Source organism: Cerasicoccus sp. TK19100, assembly GCF_027257155.1.
Lineage (GTDB): Bacteria > Verrucomicrobiota > Verrucomicrobiia > Opitutales > Cerasicoccaceae > Cerasicoccus > Cerasicoccus fimbriatus.
The window spans coordinates 676,484-702,238 of record NZ_JAPWDU010000002.1; the positions used below are offsets into that span (position 1 = coordinate 676,484).

The 25,755-nt window shown below is 56.1% G+C and carries 16 protein-coding genes; 5 read left to right on the plus strand and 11 right to left on the minus strand.

Features of this window, described 5'->3' with window-relative positions; genetic code table 11:
- Positions 1-573: 573 nt before the first annotated feature.
- The gene (locus O3S85_RS06345; protein ID WP_269538971.1) at positions 574-4,077 is read left to right on the plus strand and encodes an ATP-binding protein; all 3,504 of its coding nucleotides are present in this window, start codon (positions 574-576) and stop codon (positions 4,075-4,077) included.
- Between the two features lie 67 nt (positions 4,078-4,144).
- Here the strand turns inward: O3S85_RS06345 and O3S85_RS06350 are convergent, their stop codons facing one another.
- Positions 4,145-4,537, minus strand: coding sequence for a hypothetical protein (locus O3S85_RS06350; protein WP_269538972.1), 393 nt, complete (start codon positions 4,535-4,537; stop codon positions 4,145-4,147).
- 398 nt (positions 4,538-4,935) lie between these two features.
- Between O3S85_RS06350 and O3S85_RS06355 the strand changes: the two genes are divergently transcribed.
- Positions 4,936-6,999, plus strand: coding sequence for a hypothetical protein (locus O3S85_RS06355; RefSeq protein ID WP_269538973.1), 2,064 nt, complete (start codon positions 4,936-4,938; stop codon positions 6,997-6,999).
- 143 nt (positions 7,000-7,142) lie between these two features.
- Here the strand turns inward: O3S85_RS06355 and O3S85_RS06360 are convergent, their stop codons facing one another.
- Positions 7,143-7,754 (minus strand): PEP-CTERM sorting domain-containing protein, encoded by a 612-nt coding sequence (locus O3S85_RS06360; RefSeq protein ID WP_269538974.1) that lies wholly within the window; start codon positions 7,752-7,754, stop codon positions 7,143-7,145.
- Between the two features lie 133 nt (positions 7,755-7,887).
- On the opposite strand from O3S85_RS06360, the gene O3S85_RS06365 reads away from it, so the two are divergent.
- Complete coding sequence (locus tag O3S85_RS06365) at positions 7,888-11,277, plus strand: type ISP restriction/modification enzyme (protein ID WP_269538975.1); 3,390 nt, start codon at positions 7,888-7,890, stop codon at positions 11,275-11,277.
- A gap of 564 nt (positions 11,278-11,841) precedes the next feature.
- Here O3S85_RS06365 and O3S85_RS06370 read toward each other — a convergent pair.
- A complete protein-coding gene (locus O3S85_RS06370; protein WP_269538976.1) occupies positions 11,842-11,967 on the minus strand; it encodes a hypothetical protein in 126 nt (41 codons plus the stop codon).
- Positions 11,968-12,412: 445 nt separating this feature from the next.
- Here O3S85_RS06370 and O3S85_RS06375 point away from each other — a divergent pair, with 445 nt between their 5' ends.
- Complete coding sequence (locus O3S85_RS06375; protein ID WP_269538977.1) at positions 12,413-13,372, plus strand: hypothetical protein; 960 nt, start codon at positions 12,413-12,415, stop codon at positions 13,370-13,372.
- Positions 13,373-13,559: 187 nt separating this feature from the next.
- Here O3S85_RS06375 and O3S85_RS06380 read toward each other — a convergent pair whose 3' ends face one another.
- From O3S85_RS06380 to O3S85_RS06410, 7 genes are all read right to left on the minus strand, one after another.
- Entirely contained in the window at positions 13,560-15,260 is a 1,701-nt protein-coding gene (locus tag O3S85_RS06380) for a SulP family inorganic anion transporter (RefSeq protein ID WP_269538978.1), read from the minus strand.
- A 167-nt stretch (positions 15,261-15,427) separates the two neighbouring features.
- Positions 15,428-16,213, minus strand: coding sequence for an inositol monophosphatase family protein (locus tag O3S85_RS06385; RefSeq protein ID WP_269538979.1), 786 nt, complete (start codon positions 16,211-16,213; stop codon positions 15,428-15,430).
- A gap of 105 nt (positions 16,214-16,318) precedes the next feature.
- Complete coding sequence (locus tag O3S85_RS06390) at positions 16,319-17,593, minus strand: osmoprotectant NAGGN system M42 family peptidase (protein WP_269538980.1); 1,275 nt, start codon at positions 17,591-17,593, stop codon at positions 16,319-16,321.
- Positions 17,590-19,290, minus strand: a complete 1,701-nt coding sequence (gene ngg / locus O3S85_RS06395) for an N-acetylglutaminylglutamine synthetase (RefSeq protein WP_269538981.1) — start codon at positions 19,288-19,290, stop codon at positions 17,590-17,592. Before ngg ends, O3S85_RS06390 begins: the two co-directional genes overlap by 4 nt.
- A gap of 18 nt (positions 19,291-19,308) precedes the next feature.
- Positions 19,309-19,875, minus strand: coding sequence for a hypothetical protein (locus tag O3S85_RS06400; protein WP_269538982.1), 567 nt, complete (start codon positions 19,873-19,875; stop codon positions 19,309-19,311).
- 6 nt (positions 19,876-19,881) lie between these two features.
- On the minus strand, positions 19,882-21,657 hold the full coding sequence (locus O3S85_RS06405; protein WP_269538983.1) for an N-acetylglutaminylglutamine amidotransferase: 1,776 nt from the start codon (positions 21,655-21,657) through the stop codon (positions 19,882-19,884).
- A 180-nt stretch (positions 21,658-21,837) separates the two neighbouring features.
- Complete coding sequence (locus tag O3S85_RS06410) at positions 21,838-22,431, minus strand: PEP-CTERM sorting domain-containing protein (protein ID WP_269538984.1); 594 nt, start codon at positions 22,429-22,431, stop codon at positions 21,838-21,840.
- Positions 22,432-22,631: 200 nt separating this feature from the next.
- Between O3S85_RS06410 and O3S85_RS06415 the strand changes: the two genes are divergently transcribed.
- Positions 22,632-24,440, plus strand: a complete 1,809-nt coding sequence (locus tag O3S85_RS06415; protein ID WP_269538985.1) for an OPT family oligopeptide transporter — start codon at positions 22,632-22,634, stop codon at positions 24,438-24,440.
- Positions 24,441-24,658: 218 nt separating this feature from the next.
- On the opposite strand, the gene O3S85_RS06420 is transcribed toward O3S85_RS06415, so the two are convergent.
- The gene (locus O3S85_RS06420; RefSeq protein WP_269538986.1) at positions 24,659-25,657 is read right to left on the minus strand and encodes an NAD(P)H-dependent glycerol-3-phosphate dehydrogenase; all 999 of its coding nucleotides are present in this window, start codon (positions 25,655-25,657) and stop codon (positions 24,659-24,661) included.
- Positions 25,658-25,755 lie beyond the last annotated feature (98 nt).

Here is a 25,755-nt window from a genome sequence, read left to right on the forward strand (position 1 = left end):
ACGCAAAAAAGTAGTGATTAGTATTGGGGAGATTTTTGATGACTAAACTTCGCAGGGGTATGAGGGCCAAGCCTTCGTTTGCATTTTATCCATCGAAGACTGAGAGCGGAGCCCAACGTTGTAAGTAATCGTTGAGATAATGGATACTATTGCTTTTTTCATGATTCCTTAGTTACTTGATATTAACGAAGTAATCCCGTTTTGAGATCACAACTTAGCATAATCGAAAACTTGAAAATACTCCAAGTATTCAAACCCCTCAAATTTGGGTGGTTCGCTTTAATATTATTCTATTCTGTAGTCTGTGTAGAAGCTGAGCTAATCGGCTCTCCTCCCATCAAAACTTACACGCCCAACGAATACTTGGCCAAAGGGCACAACTGGGCCTTCACCCAAGACCGCGAAGGCCGAATTTACACCGGAAACGACGCAGGAATACTGCAGTATGATGGTGTCAATTGGCGCTTATTTCCTCTGCCTTTCAGCATTTTCGACTTATTCTATGATTCTGAAAATCGTATCTGGGTGTCAGGTGTTAATGCGATGGGATATGTCGAGTTACAATCCGGAGTAATGTCGAAATACGTCCCGGTGGCAGAGGAAATCCACCAGGACTTAGGTGAGATTTGGAACATCACCAAAATAGGCAATACCATCTATGGCACCGCCCAAGGCAGCATCATCGAATATGATGGCAAAAACCTCACACGTCACAACCTGCCAAACACGAACCGCCTGACCAGTGCAACTGATCAGCAAGCGCTCTACATCAGCCAAAATGAAATCGGCTTACATATCTTAAAACCCGGCGAAGAAATGGTAACCATTACCGGGGGCAAAGCAGACGTTGCCAGGGTCCACTCTGAATTCATCTCCGCACAAGGCACACACATTTTTGCAACATTTCGGAACGGCTTGCTAGAGCTAAAGGACGACGCTCTCGTCCCTTGGAATCACGAGCTGCAAGAGCTGCTAAACGGAACGAACTGCTATAAATCGCTACAATTAGACGACGGCAGGATACTCATCGCAACCCACCAATCAGGCGTCTTGCTAATCTCTCCCGATGGCGAATCTTTAGGCCAAATTACCGAGGAAGACGGCCTGCTCAGTAACTTCGTCATCAACATGTTTCAGGATATGGACGGCTCGATTTGGATTGCGCATGAGATCGGTCTTAGCCTGCTCGACCTGCTTTCGCCTTACACCATTTTGAATGAACGCAACGGCCTGGCCACGAATATTGTTTACAGCCTGGAACAACAGGATAACCGGCTTCTGGCTGGCACGGCAAATGGGTGCATGGAATTCGAACCACCTACCGAAAATAACCTTAATGGCTCATGGAAGCTCTTGGGCGAGGAGAACTCGGGTATTTGGCACATCGCCAAGACATCTCGCGGTCCATTGATTGCAGAGAATGACGGCTTCGGTCTCCTTACCGAAAATCAGCTAAAGACGGTTCTCTCCCTTGGCCATGAAGGCATCTATGCCACCACTATCACCCATAACGATCAGGAGTATATCCTGGCCACACAACGGCGCCAGTTGCATATTTGCCAATGGCAAGGCCAAGAGCTGCTGGTCCGTAAATCAATCGATGCCCCGGGCCCGCTCTGGACGATTGTTAACTTTGAAGATGAGGTCTATCTGGGCTCAGTGGCCAACGGCGTGCTGAGAGTAAGCCAAGAGGCGTTCTTCTCCGATGAGCCTGTATTACTGGATAGCTTTCTGGACAGCCTCACGAATGCGCAATCATGGGGCTACTTCATCAAGCTTGCGCGCGGCGTTGTACTCCTGACTAATTCTGGCCTCCATTACCGGGCCAACAACAGCGACGACTGGCAACGCGTCCCGGGCAGCCCCAAAACATATGGGGCCAATCCGTATGCCGTCAATTTTTACCAAAGCTCAGATTCGAAGCTGTGGATCAGCTACCTAGAGGACAAAGGCTATCAGTTTGCTCAAGTGAACTGGTCGGAAGACTCCCTCCGACCATTAGTGAGCCGCATACCCGTGGAAGGCTTGAAAGAGCTCAACGAAATCCACAGCCTACTTGTCGATGAAGATACTTCGGTTGCTTGGTTTGGCGGCAGTGGTGGGATCGTGCGCGAAAGGAGCGTGGGTAGCAAACCAGACTATTCAGAACGCGCTCCCATCATCACCGACTCCGAAATCGCTGGGCAAAGCACCGGCACTCGCAACGAATTTAAATTCCCGGTAAAGCTGGCCACATTTAACTTTGCGCTACCATACTACGGTGCCAAGGAGGTTTCCTATCGCACACGCATGGCGGGCCAAAGTGACGACTGGAGCCAAGCGACGACCAACACCTTCAAAGAGTTCACAAACTTGGCCGAGGGCGAGTATGCATTCCAGGTCCAGGCCCTACTCGATGGCGTTCCCCTGCCCTCTATCGCGAGTCATTCATTCCGCATCCTCCCCCCTTGGTATCGCACTTGGGGCGCGTTTATTCTTTATCTACTTGGTGCGATTGCCTTGGCCTACTTGCTGGTTTATTTCCGCACCCGCAGCCTGCAACGAGCCAATGTGATGCTGGAAGAAGCCGTCCGCAACCGGACCGTCGAATTGGAAAAAACCAACGTCAGGCTCGCCCAGGCCAATACCGCAAAAAACCGCTTCCTGGCAAATGTCAGCCATGAGATTCGCAACCCCATGAATGGGATCGTGGGCCTGGCGCATCTACTGCTCGAAGATGGCCGGCCAGCCGAAAAGCGGCGACTCACCCACCTGCTCAGTACATCAGAGCACCTGAAGGTGCTGCTTGATGGCTTATTGGATTTTGCCGCAATCGAGAATGGACAGGTCCGCCTGCAAAAGACGACCTTTTCCCTGGAGACGCTCTTGGACGAGCTCGAATCACTACACCAGCGCCTCGCACTAGACAAAGGCATCGAGCTAATCGTTGAAAAACGCTTTGAAAGTTGCCCCGAACTTTATGGAGACGTGGGTAAGCTACGGCAAATCCTCTACAATCTAACCTCCAACGCCATCAAGTTTACCGGCGAAGGCAGCGTCACCGTTCGTGCCTTTACCCAACACGATAAGAGCCACAACAAAACCGAGCTGTATTTCGAAATCGAAGACACCGGCAATGGCATTCGCCCGGAAGACCAAAAGCGCATCTTTGAGCAATTCAATCGGGGCGCGAATACCAATTCGCAAATCAAAGGCATCGGCTTGGGCCTATCCATCGCGGATCGCCTGGCCAAGCTGCTCGACGGAGCCTTGGAGCTAGATACCCAATACGACAATGGGGCGCGCTTCACTCTGCGCCTTCAGTTACCCTTTGCCGACCAGAGCACCTCACCCGAGAACGGGGACGACTCCAGTTGCGCAGAAAGCCTGAAGGGTTTGCAGGCTTTGGTTATTGAAGATGAGTCATATAACCAAATCGTGGTCGAAGGACTACTCAAACGCGAATCCGTAAAAGTGACGCTGGCGAGCTCTGCCGAAGAAGGCATCAAGGAATTCGTCAAGCACAACTGGGACTTCGTGCTGGTGGATATCAACCTGCCCGGAGCCAGCGGTATTGAATTCGCACGCATGGTTCGCGATGCCGCTGAAAAAGCAGAAACACCGCTGATCGCGATGAGCGCCTATGTTGCCGACTTTGACCGGGAGGAAATGATCAAGGCCGGCATCACCGGTTTCGTCCCCAAACCATTTACACCGGAAGAGCTCACCAATGCCATCCAGGCTAAAACCCAATCAGCCTTACCTAGCCTGACGAAAGCGAAGAAGGATAAGGTATCGCTCATGAAATACATTGCCGGGGATGACGCCAACAGGCTCAAAGATCTTCAAAAAGAATTACACGAGAGCCTTCAGAGTTATTGCGAGAAATTGACCAAAGCCATGCAGTCCAACGACCTTGAGAGCGCCCGATTGCTCCTCCACGACATGGCACCGCTGATCCGGCTAACACAGGACGACCACCTGATCCACTTGACCGAAACCCTACATAATCTCGTGCACGAGGGTGACTTTAAAGGATTCGAGCAGGTTTTTGCTGAATTCGTATCCGAGTGCGGCAAACTGGCACCGGAGGAGTAACGTTCAATGACTGAATTCGCAATCAGCGATCGCCAGCACGCAGTGTTCTGGCATCACCCAATCGCAATCAAATAACGTACCGTTTAATCAACTGAGCAACTTCGTCAATGCCCTCGGCGATCCAGATAACGCCGCGCGTCATTAAATCATCGCCCTTGCTAATTTGCGAATAGTCCAGCACCCAAAGAGGCTCAACTGTCTCTAAGCGAATACGATATGCCGAAAGAAGATGGATCAGTTTATCAGCCTGATCCAGGTTCGCCATATAACCTTGCTGATCCGAAGGCATGATTCGCGAGACCCAATCATCTAGCGTCTTAATACCTTGGAAACAATTAACATAAGCCGACCCATCTGGCTGAAAATGGAAACGACGATAATCTGCATCTAATTCATAGGTAACAGACTCTAGTATTCCTTCTGACTGGAATATCTGGCGATGCTTATAAAATTCCATCATTTGAACGATTGACCCTATAATCTCGCGCCAACGTTCATATAACAACTTGCCAATTCCAGCAAAAATACGGGTTTTAATAAATTGACTATTTAGCTCAATTAAAGTAACAAATATAACTAAATTTAAGACAATTTATTCACTAACATCTTTTGCGGTTATTAATAGCTAAATATCAATTACGCAAAAATGATCGGTTGATTAAGCTAGCATTAATATTAATCAAATAATTACTAGGCTGTTTCATTTTTTACAAGTAATAATAACCAGATTCCCTTGCATAATGCAAAATGCAAGCACAACGCATAGTAAAATCACCGCATGGCAGCACACATTAAGAATGGGGCTTGAAATTCCCGGCGAATCCCCCAGGCTAACGTGTTTTATAACGCACGTATCCCATGAAGAAACTGACCCCCTTCCTCGTTCTCCTTATCCTATCGTTCACTGGTCTTAGCGCCGCCCCTGACGCCCAGAAGAATCTCGATGGTGCCCTGAACTATCTAAAGAGCCAAAACGTCGGCTACGGTGAACAGTTCTGCTGGTTCGTCCACTTTAACGGAGATCTGTGGGTCGAAGGTTACAAGGCATACGGCGACCCGCAGTGGATTGACGCAGGCGAAGAATTTTTCGACTACGCCATCAGCAAGATGCAAAAAGACCCCGACGGCTACCCCGGCTGGATCGGTCCCGAGATCGGACAGGAGAAAAAGAAGGGCCTCACGCATCACACCGACACCGTCGTCGGCGACTCCGTCGTTATGGTAGACATACTCGGCTGGGCGGAGACCGTTCTCAAGGACCCCGCCCTCAAATCCAAATACGGTGCCAAGGCCAACGAATACGTCCAGCTCGCCGAAACCGTCCTATGGGAAAAGTTCAACCACCGCGGCCAATACTACACCGATGCTGCAGGCTGGGTCAGCTACCCGACCTATTCCAAGATGGTCCGCCTCTCCGACGGCGAGTGGGAAGAGTTTCCCGGCCGCGTTATCTCCAACAACCTCAACAAACACTACGACCTCGCGCACGGCTTGCTCAGGCTTTATCGCATCACGGGCAAGGAAGAATACAAGGAGCGCGCCAAAGCCGTTTTCGGACGCGCCAAAAGCATGTTCCGCTACTACAAGGACGACGACCGCTACGTCTGGAATTTCTGGATGCCCCACGGCCCCTACGACATCGAGGGCCAGGCCCCGCGCAGTTGGGTCAGCGTCCACCATCAGCGCGCTGGCTACCAGGCCGGTGAGGCAAAAATGTTCGTCGAAGCCTACGACACCGGCATCGTCTTCACCGAGGAGGACATCGACCGCATCGGCCGCACCAACGAATGGATGGGCAAGAAGGGCTGGGTTAACGCCGAGGGCGGCACGGCCGGCACCATCTGGCCTTCCCTCACCCGCTTCAACGACTGGGTCAAGCAAACCTACGAAACCAAGACCCTCCCCAGTGGCAAAGGCGACCGCGGCCAGATTACCCGCGATTATTATAACAAAGTCCTCAAAGACGAAGGCCCTGGCTGGCTCTATCGCCAGCCCGCCCCCGGCGACATCACCGACGTCCCGCTCAAAGACGGGGAAAATCTTTCGATGACGGTCATCATCCCCAACAAGATCGAGCTCATCAACGACGACCGCGTGCAACTGGCCACCAAGACGCGCACCGCGGGCGACCTCAAGATCGAGCTCATGGACAAAGACGCGAAAACCGTCTACGGCACCATTTACGAGAACACCCACAACGACGGCGGCCAGTTCGACTCCCCCCTCTGGGACGGCTCCATCGAGGGCAAGGGCAAGCCCAACCCCGGCCAATATACCGTCCGCTGGACCTTTAATGGCGACGTCCGCACCGAGCCCGTCTTCATCGTCCAGGGCGAGAAGCGCGACGACGCCGAGTCCACCGCCATGAAGCCCGGGCAGAGCTACTCCGAGTCCTTCGAGGGCAAGCTCAACGACCGCTGGTCTGGCAAAGACATGGAGACCTCCTACGACCACGCCCACTCCGGCGACAAGTCCCTCAAGGTCCCCCGCGAGGCCGAGTTCCTATTCGGCGAGAAAAAGCGCGACGACCTCCCCGCCAAAATCAGCCTCTGGGTCTACGACTCCGGCGGCAACACCAAGAGCGGCAACGGCATCGGCTGGGGCGTGGAAACCGCCCTCGGCGACAAGTTCGTCTTCCGCCAGGCCTGGCGCCCCTACCTCAACGGCGCCGACCGCCTCGCCTGGTTTAACACCGCTGAAAACGCCTGGTTCACCCCACACCCCAGCGTCGGCCGCACCTCCGGCTGGTCCCACTGGGTCTTCGACTTCTCCACCACCCCCGCCACCATCACCAAGGACGGCAAACGCGTCGCCGGCATCGACGACAAGTGGCTCCCCAAGGGTGCCATCGCCCTCTACCTGACCAACGGCGCCACCGGCCCCCTCTACATCGACGACGTCACCGTCGAATACCCCCAATAACACCCCCACGCCCAATGTTCAGCAGCGTGGCGGAACGCGAATCTCCGTGTTCGCATACCTACCTACCACTTCCATCCAGATTGTCAGGCACAACTCCCCACCAAGCACACTAAATCCAAGGTAGCACAACTGTGCCTGTCGCCCTAAGCCGCCTTCGCCTTGGCCCGGCGACGCCACAGGAACAGCCCGAGCCCCGCAAAGCCGGCGATGGCCATGTATGTCGAAGGCTCAGGGATCACCGCCACGCCCCCCACGGATGTAGGGGCGCTCAGGGCATTGGCAACCGGACCTGCAATTACTGAATCACCGGTAAAGCTAAGCCCATTGAGCGCAGGATTCATTCCGGGGTCTGTCGTTGTGTTCAAGTATGTGCCTGGTAGAAAGGTAATCGTCTGACCACTATTAATTGTTATGCCATTAAAAGAAATATAGCCGTCATTAGCCGATAAGGCTAAGAGGTCAGTCCCAAAATTATCAAACAAGGCGGCGTCCGAAGTGAATTGAATGGGGCCGGCGTCAATTTGATAACTCAAATTTTCCATCAAAACGCCATTGTTAACTCCATCGTACACCACCCATTCATCCAATATTATCATAGTGATGGAGCCATTGGAGGTCGCGCTATACGAAATAGAATTCGTGAGCTGCACACTGCTCCCCCCGACAGTAGTAAAGTCGCCATTGACGACGATCGCGGCCGGCAAGGCGGTCGCTAGGGTTAAACTCGCAGTAATAGATAGTAGCAGTATCTTCATAAGAACCATTAAAAACCCTAAATCATCCCAATACAAGCCCTAACTGCCCACCAACACCCCCAAGCACCCCCACCACTTACCCGAGCGGCATTTAGACTTCCCTTAGCGCCATGGCCTTGTGATAAAACACGCCATGCCCACAACAGATTCCTTCGCTGACCTCTGCCAAGCCTACCTCCAGGAGCTCGCAAACGTGCTCACGCATGAACAAGCTCAGCACGAGTTGGCATTACGACCTGCCCTCGCGGATTTTCTCAGCAAGGCGCAGGCACAGATGGGCAGACCGGGCAAATTACTCCATGAAATCTCAGCCGCCAAGGGCGACCAACATGAGAAATCCATTGGCCGGCCGGATTTCCTCTTCGCCGAGGACAAAACACAGGTGCCGCTGGGCTATGTAGAAGCCGAGGGCATCGAAAAAGAATGGAAGTCCCTGAAAGGACACGCCAAGGAGCAAAACGAACGCTACCGCAAGAACCTCGACAACTTCCTCTACACGAATCACCTGGACTTCCGCTTGTTTGTAGACGGCGAAATGGTTGCCCAGGCGCGACTGCCCGAGCCGGAAAACCTCGGCTTCAAGCTCCTGTCCTCCAAAGACACGGCCGATCTCTACAACCTGCTAGATCGTTTCTTCGCCGCCGAGGCCGAGTCGCTCGCCCCGCTGAAAAGCCCCGAGATGCTTGCCAAAGCGCTGGCCCGCCGCGCGAAACAGCTCAAGGCCCAGACGGCCAGCGCCTACGAGCACGGCAGCGACTTCCTCCAAAAGTTGCACGGAGCCTTCAAAGAGAACCTCATCGCCCAGATGTCCGCCGATGAATTCGCCGACCTCTTTGCCCAGACCCTGGCCTACGGCATGTTTGCCGCCCGCGTGGCCAAACCGCAGGACGACGGCAAGCGCTTCGACCGTCGCCACGCCGCCGAACTCATCCCCGAGACCAATCCATTCCTTCGCGAGCTGTTCGAGATCGTCTCCGGCAACAAATTAGAGGACGCGCTCCGGTGGATTGCCGACGACATCGCGCGCTTGCTGGACAAAGCCCCGCTCGTCTCCATCCGCTCCAAGACCAACGCCGCCGGCAAGCAGGATGTAGTCATCCACTTCTACGAAACATTCCTTAAAGAGTATGATCCCAAGCTCCGCGAGCTGCGCGGGGTCTACTACACGCCGCAATCGGTGGTCAGCTACATTGTGCGCAGCCTCGACAAGTTGCTCAAGGCCAAGTTCCCCGACGAAAAAGGCAAGCCACGCTTTCCGCTGGGCCTCGCCGACCCGGCGGTAAAGATCCTCGATCCCGCCACGGGCACCGGCACCTTCCTCTCCGAGGTCATCGCGCACATTCACCAGTCCTTTAAGGACGCCAACAACCTCGGCGCGTGGGACGCCAGCTACATCGAGGAGAAGCTAACGCCCCGCCTCTTCGCCTTCGAGCTCCTCGTGGCACCCTACACCATCGCCCACTTAAAGCTGAACCTCCAGCTGCGGGATTCCTGCCCCGGCTACGCCCAGGGGAAACGCCGCCTGAACGTTTACCTGACCAACACCCTGGAGCCGCCCCAGGCCCACCCGGAATTGCCCCTCGTCGAGTTTGTCTCCAACGAAAACAACCTCGGCGCCCAGATCAAAGCCCGCGAAGACATTCTCGTCATCCTCGGCAACCCGCCCTACTCCGGCCATTCCGCCAACCTCAGCAAAGATGCGAAGGGCAAACTCACGGCCATCGGCAAACTCCTCCACGGTGAGCCCATCATCGAGGCCGACAAGCAGCTCAAGCTCAAGGCCGACGCCCGCAAACAGCCGAACTACTTCCAGTGCGATGGCAAACCACTCGGCGAGCGCAACCCCAAGTGGCTCAACGATGACTACGTAAAGTTCATTCGCTTTGCCCAATGGCGCATCGACCGCACCGGAGAGGGCGTCGTCGGCTACATCACCAACCACGGGTATCTGGACAACCCCACCTTCCGCGGCATGCGCCAGGCCCTCATGCAATCATTCGACGAAATCTACGTCCTCGACCTCCACGGCAACGACCGCAAAAAAGAAAAGGCACCCGACGGCTCGCGCGACGAGAACGTATTCGACATCCAGCAGGGCGTAGCGATCCTTCTCGCCGTCAAAAAGCCCGCCGACCCAAACAAAAAGCAAAACTGCCGGGTCTTTCACGCCGACCTTTGGGGTAAACGCACCATCAACGGCGGCAAATACCGCTACCTCTATGACAACGACGTCGATTCGACGGAATGGACAGAGATTGAGCCAGAGAAACCACGCTATCATTTCTTTGTGCCCAATGAAAAGTCTGTTGAATTCAAAGACTATATGTCAGTTGACTCAATATTCATGGAAAAATCCATGGGTATGAACACACACCGAGACAGTCTCATAATTGATCCCAACAAAAAGGCGCTGTTAGGGCGCCTTGAGCATTTATTCAGTCAGCACCTTTCGGATGAGGAGGCTATCAATCGATTCAAGCTTAAGAAGACGTCGGATTTTGATCCGATTAAGGCACGCAAGGCATATCTCAATGTGGAAAACTGGTCTGATAAGATAGTTGAATGCCTATACAAGCCATTTGACCGACAATTTCTTTTCTATGCAGAGGAGTTTATCGATAGACCAAGAAAGAAACTGAATGACCAACTACTAAACAGGAACCTTTCACTGCTTACAACTAAGCAAACAAAGGAAGACTTTGCGTGCTTATGCAGTGATAAGATTGCCGGACAGCATAAAATTTGCGCTCGCTACGACGGTAGCTTGTTCTTCCCCCTCTACCTCTACGACGACCCAAGCAACCCCGAGGCGCGGCGGCCCAACTTCAGCGAAGAATTCCTCAAAACCTTGGCCAGTCGACTCAAGCTGCCGCGCGTGGATACCCCCCAGCCGGAAAACCTTGCTATCGTCGGCATGTTGCCGCCCAACGCGGCGGACTCAAAATCCTCTGCCTCCACCGAGCCGACCGCCCCGCAATACGCAGGCATGCCCGAGGGCATCTCGCCGGAGGATGTGTTCCACTACGCCTACGCCGTCTTCCATTCGCCGACCTACCGCACGCGCTACGCGGAGTTCCTCAAGATCGACTTCCCCCGCCTGCCGCTCACACGCTCCATCCGCCGCTTCCGCGCACTGGCCGACTTGGGCGCACAGCTGACCGCGCTGCATTTGCTGGACGCCGACGCCGCCCCCGCGCTCGCCCAGGCCGCCTCACGCCACCCCTACCCAGAGTCCGGCAGCGGCCTCATCGAAAAGCCGGTCTTCAAGCCGTCCAAAGAGAAGGACCAGCCGGGCCGCGTCTACATCAACGCACACCAGTATTTTGACCACGTGCCATCAGCTGTCTGGCAGTTCCGCGTAGGCGGCTACCAGCCCGCCGAAAAGTGGCTCAAGGACCGCAAACTGCGCACCCTCACGCACGAAGACGTCGCCCACTACCAAAAGATGCTCGTCGCCATGGCCGAAACCCAGCGCCTCATGCCCGAAGTCGATACCCTCATCGGCGAATGGCCCATAAAGTAGCCGCCAAGTCGCTGCCTATCAGCCGTAAACCATGACTTTACGCCTTCTTGATAAGCCACGTCGTCATGTAGGGCTCGCGCTTGCGCGACGCCGCTTCTGCTTAAGCTGCGTTGCCTAATCCATATGCTGGGCCACCTAATGCGGCATCGCGCAAGCGCGAGCCCTTCAGCAGGACGCATTCTCCACATTATTAGAATGATAGTCCTCAACCATCCAAGTTTCATCATGCCACATTTATAACCGCAACGGACGGTTACAACCAATGACTTTGCGCCTTCTTGATAGGCCACGTCGTCATGTAGGGCTCGCGCTTGCGCGACGCCGCTTCCGCTCAAGCTGCGTTGCCTAATCCACTCGCCGAGCCACCTAATGCGGCATCGCGCAAGCGCGAGCCCTACAGCAGGACGCATTCACCACATAATCGGGGCGGTTGCCCTCAAGCATTCACGTTTCAGTTAGCTGGCAAAAGGTAGGGCACCAGCCTGTCCCGCCAAGCGGTGATCTCTAGATAAGCCGCCCGCGTCCAGTTGGATACCATAATGCCGACTCAACGCAATTACCACTCTACTGTTGCGGCTTGTCTGGAGACTGCGCCCTACCTCTAAAACGAATGCAGGACTTGTCTTCGCGATCTTCGCGTGCTTCGTGGTTAAAAGATACATCGGACATGCGGTTGGATAGAGTAGTCATGCGCTTGGGTGGCTAGTTGATTAGAAATGCTTAACGACAAAGGATACTGAGCAGACAAAGCAGCTCATAAAATTTTAATAAACCTCACTCTCAGTTATCTACGGGTAACTGGGTGATGCATACAACTGCGTGGTTGAGGCATCTTTTTAACTAAATGTGCTCTGCGGCTTACTGGATGTGCCTTATAGCTAAGTGGACGAGTCATAAATCCAACAAGACCCGCTATAAATCCAAAAATACGTGCCATAAATCCAACAAGACACGCAATAAATCTGACCCGACGAGCCATAAATGCGCATACTTATGCGGGTTGGGCGGCGATTGTTCATTTTTAACCATCTGTGCGCTCACTGCGGACGGCCCATTATATTATAGGGGTTAAAATTAGGTTACAGCAGGCGTTTTTAATTGTCTCTTACTCGTATTCTGTATTTTACAATGAGACATGGCAATTAGCGGTCCCAGCTCATACATTCCTACGACTAACGAATTCATTGCCCATTGGGAGTCGGTGAACGCCGATCTCGGCGTGGGCAACGAAGTAACCCTGGCTGGCGGCGTGGGGATTGCGGATTTGACCGCCTTGCGCAACAGTTTGCAGGCCCAGCGCGACGCCGTGGAGGGCACGCTCAACGGGCAGGAGATTGCGAGCGCCACAATCAAGCAGCAAAAAGGCTCGTTGATTGAGCGGTTCCAGCAGCTTGCCGCCAATGTGCGCGCGCTTTATGGCGGGCAGCCCTTTGAGGCCGCCCTCCCCGACCAGCCGGGCCCGTCGGACGCTGAGTCGAAGTTTCTCAAGCCCATGGTCGACGCCCTCAACCTGTGGACGCGCATCAATGCCAGCGGCACGCCCATTACACTCGTCGATACCTATGACGATGGCGACTTCTCGGACGCAATCGACGCCTTGCGCGTGGAATACATCACCTGGACCAAGGCTGGCAGTGACTTGAAGATCGCCCGCGCCCAGCGCAACAAGCTGCAGGACGAAATTTATCCGATTCTCAAGCAATACCGCCAGATCATCCCCGGCAAGTTCGCCGCGGGCAGCGTGTTTATCGAGACCTTGCCGCGCCTGTCGCCCCTGCCCGGCGCGACGCCCAAGGCCGTCAACGCCTCCGGCGTCTGGGATGCCGCCGAGGCGAAGGCCCGCCTCACCTGGGAGGCCAGCGACAACGCCGACCTCAAGGAATACCAGGTGCGCTACACCCCCGGCGACGACTACGACGAGGACGACGAAGCCGTCGTGGCGACCATTTTACCCGGCTCACCGCTGGAGCTGCTGACCGACGCCGGTCTCACCCAGCCCGGCGCGAGCTCATCCTTCAAGGTCTACGTGATCGTCAACACCGGTAACGAAAAAGGCAGCGCCACGATGGTGATCACCCGCCCGGTGGAAGAGTGAGGGAGTTGATGGCGCAAGCGGGCGGACGGAGAAACGATCGCGAAAGGATCGCGAATTTCCACATTCGCATAAAATCCTTCACTTTTTCCATCCAACTGAGTCGATTTTAGATCGTTAGAAGCGAATGTGGAAATTCGCGATCCGCCATAGCAATGCAGCATTCCGCCGTGGCAGCGCTAAGCTACCCTTAGCCCAGGCGGTCCGTCGCCACGTGGTATTGCGGGTCTTCGGACATGTTGACCTCCACCATGTCGCCGGCTTTGTCGAGGAGTTTACGGCATTCGGGCGAGAGGTGCGTCAGGTGGAGGGTCTTGCCGAGGCTGCGGTATTTTTCGGCGAGGCCGTTGATCGCCTCGAGGCCCGACTGGTCGTAAACGCGGGTGAAGTAGAAGTCGATGACGACGTCGTCCGGGTCGTTGCGCGGGTCGAAGAGTTCCTTAAACGACTGCACCGAGGCGAAGAACAGCGGGCCGTGGAGCTGGTAGGTCTTGCTGCCCTTTTCGTTGATGTATTCCTCGGCGCCGAGGTGCGTGGCGTGCTGCCAGGCAAAGACGAGGGCCGAAATAATCACGCCCAGGATCACCGCCGTGGCGAGGTCGTGCGCGAAGACCGTGTAGCCAGCGACCGTCAGCATGACGAGCACGTCGCTCTTGGGGATCTTCTTCCAGGTGTTCAGCGTGGCCCACTCGAAGGTGCCGATGACCACCATGAACATCACGCCGACCAGCGCCGCCATGGGGATCATTTCGATCCACGGTGCCAGCACGAGCACGAACAGCAGCAGGCAGACCGCCGCCGTGATGCCCGAGGCGCGCCCGCGACCGCCGGAGTTCACGTTGATCAGCGATTGGCCGATCATCGCGCAGCCGCCCATGCCGCCAAACAGGCCGCTCACGACGTTGGCCAAGCCCTGCCCCAGGCACTCCCGGTTGCCATGGCCGCGCGTTTCGGTGATCTCGTCGATCAGCGTCAGCGTCATCAGTGATTCGATCAGGCCGACGCCAGCCAGCGTCAGCGCGAAGGGTAAAATGATCCAGAGCGTTTCGAGATTCATCGGCGGGAGGAACTCGTATTGGTCATCGAGGAAGAACAGCTTGGGCAGGCCTGCGGCGATGCCGGCGTTTTCCTCGACTTCTTCCGCGACGTAGGCGTCGACGGCTTCGGGGGTGGCGTCTTCGCCCAGCTCGACCGGTGCCTCGGCGGTGGCCTTGGCAATGGTGTTCGTCTTGAGCATGTCGCCGACGGTCAGCAGAATGTTAGTCTGATTCTCGGCAGCCCAGTCGTCCGGCGCGGCTTTGTTCACCGCGATCGAGAGGCCCGTCACCACGAGAATTGCCGCGAGAGAGGCTGGCACGGCGCGGGTCAACTTCGGCAAAAGCCAGATGATGGCCATCGTCAGCGCCACAAGCGCGAGCATGATCCACAAAGCCGGGCCGCCCATGGAAACCAGCTCACCCGCATCGTTAACGGTGTTGAAGCTGCCAAACTGCGCCATGAAAATCACAATCGCCAGGCCGTTGACGAAGCCCAGCATCACGGAATGCGGCACCATGCGAATGAATTGCCCGAGCTTACCGAAGCCCGCCATTAACTGGAAAATACCGCATAGTATGATCGCCGGGAACAGATACTCCACGCCGTGGATGGCCACGAGGCCGACGACCACCACCGCCATCGCGCCGGTCGCGCCGGAGATCATACCCGGGCGGCCACCAAAGATCGCCGTGAGCAGCCCCATGAAAAAGGCAGAGTAAAGACCGATGATCGGCGACACCCCGGCCACGAACGCAAACGCGATCGCCTCCGGCACCAGCGCCAGGGCCACGGTGAGGCCCGAAAGCAGGTCGTCTTTTAAATTGGCGGTTCTTTTACGGAAAAAATTAAGCATGTCCTTCGTGCGTTGAAAGTTCGTCTCTGGGGCAGGATCGACGAAGCAAGCGAGCAACAGAAGGGGCGAAGTAGTTAAGGGAGGCTACTAGGCATGTAAAGCATTAATGGGCCTCCGCCCAAGAGCGAAGACCGATGTTGACGGCTAAAGCGCCGTTGCTGGAAGCGTTAGCCCTTCGGATAGAGCACCTGCATGACCTCGTCGTGCAGGCTGGCCTTGGCCGCAATGATGCAGCGCTCGTCGAAGGCGTCGCCGCCCTTCCACCCGGTTGCCTTGATGCCGGCACCTTCGAGGCAAGGCAGGATTGCGGCGCAGTCCCAGATTTCCATCAATGGGTCGCACATGATGTCCGTAAAGCCGGAGACGAGCAAGATGTAGCCACCGGCGTCACCCCACGAGCGGTAGAGCGCGGTCTTCGGCGGCAGGTCAGTCCACTGGGCGTTGTTTTGCCAGAGTGATTCGCGGATCGGGTCCGTGGTGCAAAGCGTGGCTTCGGCCAAGGTGCAGGCCGGGCGACCATTGACAGGTTTGCCGTTGAGCGTGGTCGTCTCACAGTCGCCGATGACCATTTGCTTGAGCACGGGCTGGTTGATGGCCCCGATCACCGGGCGGCCCTTGTGCAGCAGCGCGATCAGCGTCGCAAACAGCGGCACGCCGGAAATGAACGACTTCGTGCCGTCGACCGGATCGAGCACCCAGACAAATTCGGCGTCATCACGCTCGCGGCCATATTCCTCGCCGATGATGCCATGCTCGGGATAACGCTCGGCCAGGATTGCGCGGATGCGCTTTTCGGCGTTGCGGTCGGCCAGGGTCACGGGCGTGGCGTCCGACTTGCGCTCGATCTCGACCTGCGGGCCGTAGTGCGGCAAGATTTCCTTCGCGGCTTCGTCGCAAAGGTAGGCGATAAATTCCTTAAATTCGGCTTTCTGTTCGCTGCTCAGTTCTGACATGTCGGGTTTCCCTTAAAAATTCAAAACAGGGAAATTGGCCACACTTTCCCCACGACGCAACCGTAGATTCTCGCATCGTGATTTGTTGATAACAAATCTCCTGCCCTACTTCGCCTTTGGTGCGAGGGTGTCGGGGGGCGGGACCTGAGCGGTGGATTCGGTTTGCTCAAGTTGGGTCAGCTCGACATCGGTCACCTTGACCTTGGGGAAGTCCTTGATCGAGGTGAGGCTCTTCTTTTGCTTCTTGTAAACGAGCTGGCTCTGCACGTAGGCGACGATCATTTGCGTGACAGAGATCAGCGAGTCGATGTGGGTGCGCTCATAGCCGTGGGAGGCATCGAGGCCAAAGGTGACCAGCGCCGTGCGGATGTCGTTGCCCGCTTCCAGGGCCGAGGCGCTGTCGCAACGGTAATACTTGAAGATGTCGCGCTGGTGGTTGATGCCGTTCTTGCGGCAAAGGTTCAGCAGGTGGTGCGTCAGGTGGTAGTCGAACGGGCCGGAGGAGTCACCCATCGCGATGGTGGCCCCCTTTTCGCTGGAGTTCTGTCCCGGCGCGCAGGTGCCGTTGTCGATCGAAACCAGCTCAGCAACGTCGCCATGCAAAACCGCCGAGGCACCGGAGCCGACCTCTTCCGAAATGGTGAAGAGCAGATGGCACTCTACAGGTAGCTCGATCTGGTGGTCCTTGATGTATTTTGCCGCGGCAAGCATCGCGGCCACGCCGGCCTTGTCATCGAGGTGGCGGGAGTTCAGGTAACCGTTGCTGAGAAATTCCGCCTGCGAATCCACGCCCACGTAATCGCCAATCTGGCAACCCAGCTCGTGCAAATCATCGACTGAGGCGGAGTCCTGATCCAGGCGCAGCTCGACGTGCTCCCAGTCGGTCGGCTGGGTGTCAACTTCGTCGTTGTAAACATGCCCCGAGGCCTTGAGCGGCAGAATCGTACCGCGGTAAACGGTCTTATCCGTATAAACTGAGACGCGGGCACCCTCGGCAAAACGCGACGACCATGTGCCCAACGGCACAAGGCGCAAGCGACCGTTATCCTTAAGGCCCTTGACCATGGCACCCAGCGTGTCGACGTGGCCAACGATGGCGCGGTCGGGGCTGTAAGCGCGGCCCGGCAACGTGGCGCGCACAGCACCGCGGCGGGTCAGTTCGTATTTCAGGCCAAGCTCATCGAGTTCGTGGCAAAGCTCGCGCACGATCGGGTCCGTGTAGCCGCTGGGGCTATGGATGCTCAGCAGCTTAAGTAGCGTCTTCTGCAGGTAAACCTCATCCACAATCAAGGGTGTCGGCTTGGGCTTTTTCTCCTTGGCGGACTTGGTTTTGGCCGCAGGCTTGGCGGCTTCTTTTTCGGGTGTCTTTGCTTTGCTCATGCAGTGGGTAAGTGTTCTTCGTCGACCTGTTCAGGCGCATTGGGAATGATGCTCTGCGGGAACAGGAAATCGATAAATTTTTCCGCCGTCGGCTGCGGCTCATGGTTTGCCAGGCCGGGGCGCTCGTTGCCCTCGATGATGACATAGTCCTGCTTGTCGGGTGCCTTCACCATCAGGTCCAGACCGATGACGGGCATCTCCAGCACCGTGGCCGCACGGATCGACGCCTCGGCGAGCACCGGGTGCAGTTTGTCCGTAACATCGTGGATCGTGCCGCCGGTGTGCAGGTTGGCCGTCTTGCGCACAGCGATGATCTCCTCCTTTTCGAGGACGTCATCCATCTTGTAGCCGGCCATGCGGACGCAGCGCTCGGTCTCTTCATCGAGCGGGATTTTGCTCTCGCCCCCGGTGGCGGCTTCGCGGCGGCGGCTCAGCTTTTCAATGAGTTCGCGGACGGTATGTTCGCCGGTGCCAATGATACTCGGCGGACGCCGAATCGCAGCGGCAACGACCTCTTGGTTAATCACGATAACGCGCAGGTCGTGCCCCTCCACATATTGTTCGATGATCACCTTGTCCCCATGCTCATAGGCCTTGGCGACGGCCGCGGCCAGAGCCTCATCCGAGCGGACGTCCACGGAAATGCCCTGCCCCTGCTCACCCGCTACCGGCTTGACAACGACGCTCTTGTAGCGGTTTAGAAATTGCAGGTTCTTGCGCGCATCTTCGGCGTCGATCTGGTCGGGCACCGAGAGCCCGGCCTTGGCCAGTACCTCGTGCGTAAACTGCTTGTCTTCGGCGCGTTTGAGCGCGATGGCAGAGGTCATCGTGGTTAGCGATTCCCAACAGGTGACCGAGCGACCGCCCAGGCTTAGGCGGAAGTAATTGCGCTCGGGTGAAATCGGGTCCACGGCGATACCGCGGCGCAGAGCTTCGTTGATAATGATCGCCGCATACGGATTGTAGCCCTCGGGCGCGGGAGCCCCGACGAACAAACGCTCGTTGATGCGGTTGCGGCGCTTGGCCGCAAAGATATAGCAGCGCTCGAAGCCCATCTTCTCGTAAAGACGCTGGGCCATCTCGTTATCATGGATCACGGAAACGTCCATGAAGTCACGGCCAAGCCCCTTGTAATACTCGATAATGTGGCGACACAGGTGCGTGCCAACACCGGGCAGCTCGGCCTGCGGATCGACGCCCACGGCCCAGAGACTGCAGCTGTTGGGCATTTGCTCGCCGCAGGCCTGGTGGTCTGCGCCCATGGCAACGCCCAGCACTTCGCCAGTCTCATTCTGAATAGCAATAAAGAAGGTAAACTGCTCGGCGTGACGGTTCTCCCAGACGTAATCCGCCTTGAGCGGCACCATTTTGAGCGTTGAGTAAATGCGGTTGATTTCGTCGAGCTGTTCCTTGTGTTCCAGCTTCTTCACGGTGAAACCGACCGGCTGCTTATCCGAGGCCTGATAGTCGGCCATGTTGAGCCGGTAGGTGTTCGACGGATCGAGGAAGATTTGCTGCGGCGCGCAGTTGAGCACCAGATGCGGGTCCACGATGTAGAGGGCGATATCGCGCTGGTCTTTGTGCTCGGAGAGAATGGCGTCCGCCAGCGCTTCCGCACTGGGAAAGGTATCCGCAAAGATGAGTCGGCCCCAGCCGCATTGCAGCATGGTGCCAGGTTCGGTCTTAAGTGTTTCCATGGTAGAAATTGCTAATGGTTAACTTGATTTTCGAACGACTCTCACGGCTTTAGGATTTTTAGCGTCCATGAAAAATAAACTTCTTCCATAAAGAGCTTTCATACCAAACTCATCAAATTTGTTCGGACCCATAGGTGTCATTAATACCTCGCTTTGTGTTAATCCGTCTAAATGCCTATTTCGGATTATACCCATCTGTGGTTCTAAGTCTTTAACAATTAAAACGGTATAGGCCGGATGATTATAAAAAATCAAAATGTTTCCGTCATCCATCTGCTTCGGATTCATGTCTGGATGATATCCAAAAATATCTGCCAGAATACCATCGGCAGCATTAATTGCTTCAGCATCCGACAAGCTGTCGGGCACGATTACACAAGTGCCGTTTCCATAAACAACAAAGTCATTCTTGCCGTCCGTGTAATACTTGAATCGGTCTACGACTGCTTCTATCGTCATGTAGTTCTCAGGCTCCCAGGCGGGCACCGGTGGGAATTTTTTCTCAGGCTCTTCCTGATTGCCAAATAAACCAGTGAAAATGCCCATTACAGAAAGAATGATGATAGTGAAGTAGAGCTTGCTCATGGTGAATTAACCCACGCCATGCGTTTGCAACCACAACTCAAGCAATGCCAGTTGCCAGAGCTTGGAACCGCGCAGCGGCGTGATGTGCTTTTCTGGATCGGCGAGGAGTTTTTCCACGTAGGCGGGCTGGAAGAGGCCACGCTGCTTGGCGGTGTCATTGAGCACGGCGTCGCGCGCGAGGTCCAGGAATGGCCCGCGCAGGTATTTCAGCGCCGGCACTGGAAAGTAACCCTTGGGCCGGTCGATCACCTCGTGTGGGATCACCTTGCGCCCGGCTTCCTGCAAAATGTATTTGCCGCCGTTTTGGATCTTGAGCTCCGCGGGCACGCGGGCGGCGAACTCCACCACCTCGTGATCGAGGAACGGTACGCGCGCCTCCAGGCTGGCGGCCATGGTGTTATTGTCCACGCGCTTGACCGGATCGTCGACGAGCATTACGAGCGCGTCGATGCGCATGGCTTTGTCGATCGGCGCTTCGGCACCCGGCATCGAGAAGTGCGTCTTCACAAAGTCGCGGGCGTAATCTTCTTCCACCCACTTGCTTTGCATCAGCTCCTTGTATTCGGTGAAGTCGCGGTCGAAGAACGCCTTGCTGTAGCTGTCGAGCGGATCGGCTGCGGTCATCATCGGCGGATACCAGTGATAGCCGCCGAAAATCTCGTCGGCCCCCTGCCCGCTTTGGACCACCTTGACGTGCTGGGCAACCTTCTGACTGAGCAGGTAGAAGCCGACGTTGTCGTGGCTGACCATCGGCTCGGACATTTGCCCAATGCAATCCTTCAGCGCGGGCAGTGCTTTCTGCGAATCGATGTGCAGCTTGTGGTGGCTCGTCTTGAATCGGTCGACGATGATGTCGGAGTATTTAAACTCGTCGCCGACTTCGTCGCCCACGGTTTCAAAGCCAATGGAAAAAGTATTGATCTGCTGGCTTTCGTGCTCGGCGAGCAGGCCCACGATCAGGCTGGAATCGAGGCCGCCGGACAGCAGCACGCCGACCGGTACGTCGGCTACGAGGCGGCGTTTTACCGCGGCGCGCATGACATCGAGCGTGGCGTTTTCCCAGTCGTCCTTGGTCCAGGATTTTTGCTCTTCAGTCTGGCCGTATTCGAGCGTCCAGTAGGTAGACTGCGTCATCTCGCCATTAGGCTCGACCACGGCCACCGTGGCGGGCGGCAGCTTCTTGACGCCGTTCAGGATCGTGCGTTCGGGCGGCACGATCGAGTGGAACGTCATGTAGTAATTGAGCGACACCGGATCGAGCGACGTATCGACCTCACCCGCTTTAACCAGGCCCGGCAAGCTGGAGCACCAGCGCAAACGCTTGGCATCCTTTGTGAAGTAGAGCGGCTTAATGCCCACGCGGTCACGCGCCAAAATCAGGCGACCAGTATCGCGCTCATAAATCGCAAACGCAAACATGCCGTTGAGGTGTTTCACGCAATCAACACCCCACTCTTTGTAGGCTTTTAAAATGACTTCCGTGTCGCCATGGCTAAAGAAGCGGTAGCCCTTGGCGCTGAGCTCTTCGCGCAGTTCCGGATAGTTATAAATGGCACCGTTGTAGACAATGGTCAGGCCATTCTCGGAATCGACCATCGGCTGCTGAGCAGCCTCGGACAGGTCGATAATTTTCAGGCGCCGGTGCCCCAAGGCAACAGGCCCCCGAACCACCATACCATCGCCATCCGGTCCGCGGGGGACCATTTGGCACATCATACGGGCCACAGCCGCCGTGTCCGGTGACTGGGCATCAAAACGCATTTCTCCTGCTATTCCACACATAATGTTTTCATACCGCGCCAAGATGATTGGAGTTGGCGCAGGGTCGAAAAGACCATCATCAAAACAGTGCGGGGTGTCAAAGGCTAATGGGCTTTTTTGCCCAGTTCATTGCCCCACGTTCGCTTGAAAACAGTGAGTTAATCCAAGCAAAAAGCCCGGCATGTAGCCGGGCTTTCCGAATTAGCTTTTGGTAGTGGTGGCCTTCTTTCGGCGCTGCCATAGCAGCAAACCGAGTCCGGCAAAACCGAAAATAGCCAAGTAAATCGACGGTTCAGGAATCACCGACGCTCCCACCGTAATGCTCAGAGCTTGGTCGGACCCAGGCCCCCAGCTAACGAGCGCCAGTGGATTGACGTCAAGCGAGGTCAAATCCGTATTTGCCATGGTCATCGTACCATTAATTGTCCCGCTGGTGAAACCTGCCGGGACATAAATATCGGTGTAACCAAAGAGCTCATCAGTATACAGACCGAAACTGTCACCAGCACTCACCGCATTAGCAAAGGGCACATTAGAATTAAATAAGCGATGGAGAACCGGAAGTTCGTAATTTTGATCACCGATGTCCACCGAACGAAAGAATCCTTGATCAGCGACAGTGCTGAAGACCTGACTCACCGAGGTGGGTCCCATGAAAGAACCATAAAGCGTCAGGCCTGATACATTCAGTGTGCCTGAGGCTGAAATAACAACATCCGGTCCGACTTGCGAGAAGTTAATCACCAGAGCCCCGTTAGCCATTTGACAGGAGAAAAAACTGGTCAGTGCCAGCACAGTAGTATTGAAAGCAGCTCTCATTAGCAGTTCGATTTGCCCCAAACGAACAGGTCCGTCAAGACCTAGCGGTAAAGAATTATCAACTAGGGTGAAGTTTAGGAAAATTGCATCATAATTCTAGGGTTACGACACCAACTCGGGCGGTTAAAATTGCATAAACCCTTGCCATCACTCCCCGTGGGCGGGTATCACGCACCATGGCCTCCCCGGAACGACAACTCACCGTGCGCGCCATCGCAACCGGCGTCTTGCTGGGCGCGTTGCTGGCCCCGTGCAATATCTACACCGGTCTGAAGATTGGCTTTTCGTTCAATATGTCCATCGCTGCGGCCTTGGTCAGCTACGCCTTTTGGAACAGCCTCGCGCACTTCGGCAAGTCGCCACGCTGGGGCTTATTGGAGAACAATATCAACCAGACCGCGGCCTCGGCGGCGGCCTCGATTTTGTCTGCAGGATTGGTTGCACCGATCCCCGCGCTCCAATTGATCAGCGGAGAACCGTTTCATTATCCCATGCTGGTCGCGTGGGTGTTCGTGGTCAGCTTTGCGGGTATTATATGTGCGCTTGCCGTGCGTCGACAAATGCTCGACCGCGACGGCCTGCCCTTCCCCAACGGCGTTGCCACCGCTGAGACCATTACCGAGATATACTCACGTGGCAAGGAAGCCGCCTACCGCATCAAGCTGCTGATGGCGGCGGGCATCATCGCTGGTGGCGTCAAGCTGTGGGATGCCTTCATCTTCAAGATCACCCTCCCCCAACTCCCGGCAAGCTGGGGCTATGCCGCGCCGCCCAATGTCGTGCAAAAAGGACTGGATTTCATTAGCTGGCGCGCGATTGGGCTGAACCTTTCGCCATCGCTGTTGCTCTATGGCTTTGGCGCGATTGTCGGACCACGCGTGGGCATCTCACTGCTGCTGGGCACGATAATCGGCTGGATGATTCTCCCGCGCGAGCTGCTCGCCGAAGGCTGGATCGAGCCCGCACTCGACGGCCTTTGGTATGGCAAAATTTACGAGTGGACCATCTGGCCGGGCGTCACACTGATGGCGGCTGCGGCACTCATGTCGTTCTTCATTTCGCTGGCACGCATCTTTTGGCAAAAACAGCAGGCTGAGACCGCCGCCGAAGCGGCCGCCGTCGACGAAAACGCCGACTACGAACCCGGTGGCGAACGCCATTTCCCACGCAGCTGGTTTATTGCGGGCTGCGTCATTGCGTTGATCTTAAGCGTCATTGCGCAACAGGCGTTCTTCGATATCCCCATTTGGCTCGGCGCGGTGGCGTTTATGTTATCGTTTGTCCTGGCCATTATCGCAGGCCGCGTCTCTGGAGAAACCGGCATCCCGCCCATCGGTGCACTGGGTAAGATCACACAGGTCACCTTTGGCTTTCTGGCACCAGCCAATACTACCATCAACCTGATGGCCGCCAATGTGACCGGTGGTGCGGCGGGCCAATGCTCGGACATGCTGCACGATTTAAAGACCGGCAAGCTCATCGGTGCCAACATGAAGGCCCAGGCCATCGCCCAGGTATTTGGCATCATTTCCGGCTCTATCGCTGGTTGCGCCGCGTATAAAATCCTGATCAGCGACCCACAAAAGCAGCTCCTCACCGAAGAATGGCCGGCACCTGCCGTGGCGGCCTGGAAGACGATTGCCGAAGTGCTCGCCGAGGGCTTTCACGCCGTGCCCGAGGGCGCAACATCCGCCATGGCGATAGCAGGTGTCATTGGCATCATTTTGGCCGTCGCCGAGGCGATGTTACCCGAAAAAGCCAAAGTCTTCGTGCCCAGCGCATCATCGCTCGGCTTTGCGTTAATTATCCCGCCGTTTATTAACATAGCGATGTTCCTCGGCTCGATGATCGGCGTCATCGCCAAGCTCATTAACAAGCATTGGGCGGCAAAATACGTTATCGTGATCGCGGCCGGGCTGGTAGCTGGCGAGAGCCTTGCCGGCGTTATCGATGCGCTGGCCCAGTTCCTGGGATTGAAGGGATAAGGCCCGGATGTGTATCGGATTGCTGGGAAGGATCGCGACGAAGATGGCGCAGCAATTTCCACATTCGCTTACAATCTATCTTAATTAAGAAAGGCGGTTCTTTGGGCCACACGATAGATGCGCGGGATTTTTGAATAGTCGTAGATCGTAAGCGAATGTGGAAATTGCTGCGCCATCTTCGTCGCGATCCGTCGTCCCCGGATGCAACCGCAGGTTGCCTACTCGGCTTTGAGCTCGCGGCCCATCAGGTTTTTGACGGCTTCCACGGGGGCGGCACCTTCGTAGCAGACGCGGTAAATTTCGCCCAAGATTGGTGCATCGACGCCGGCCTTCGAGGCAATTTCTTTGACGCACTGCGCGGCCCAGTAGCCTTCGACCACCGTTTTGCGGCCTTCGAGCAACTTACTAATGCCCTGCCCCTGCGCGATGGCTTCGCCAAAGGTGCGGTTGCGGCTCCACTCGCCGTTGCAGGTGGCCACGAGGTCACCGAAGCCACTGAGCCCGTAAAAGGTTTCCGGTTTACCGCCTACGGAGGCACCCAAGCGAACGAGTTCTGCCAGCGCACGCGTCAGGAACGCGGCCTTGGCGTTGTCACCCAGCTTGAGCCCATCGCAGAGCCCCGCGCCGATCGCGTAAACATTCTTGAGGCAACCGCCGAGCTCCACACCGCGCAGATCGTTGCTGCGGTAAACGCGCAGGCTCTCACTGCTGATCGCGTGTTGGGCGTCGGTTAGCTGGTCGATATCGCCCTCGGCGGCCAGGACGATGGCCGTGGGGTTGCCCGCCGCCACTTCACCCGCAAAGGTCGGGCCCGAGAGCACAGCGGCGGTCAGCTCGGGCAGCACTTCCTGGATGATTTCTGCCGGCGCGCGCAGGCTTGAGCGCTCATAGCCCTTGCACAAAGCGATGGCCATCTTGAGCTGCACCGCGCCCGCGAGCGCAGGGCGGATTTTCTCGCAAAGCTCGCGCAATCCCGTGGACGGACAAGCCAGGATCACGTAATCGGCCTCCATGAGCACGGGGGCAATCTCGCAGCCGATCTGGATATCGTGCGGCAAGCGGTAGCCCGGCAGGTAGTCCTTGTTTTCCCGGTCGGAAGCCAATGCAAGGGCGTGCTCCATGCGGCGGGGCGCGAGGGTGACGCGCCGCCCTGCCCGGTGTAAACTAATGGCCATAGCCGTGCCCCAGGCACCGGCACCAAGTATCGCAAAATTCATGCACGGAACTAAACACGGCGAGCCTTGAGAGTCGCGCAAATTTTTTAATCGGATAAGAATTCTTACAAATCCGATGCTCCCGGCAGATTGGTCTGGAA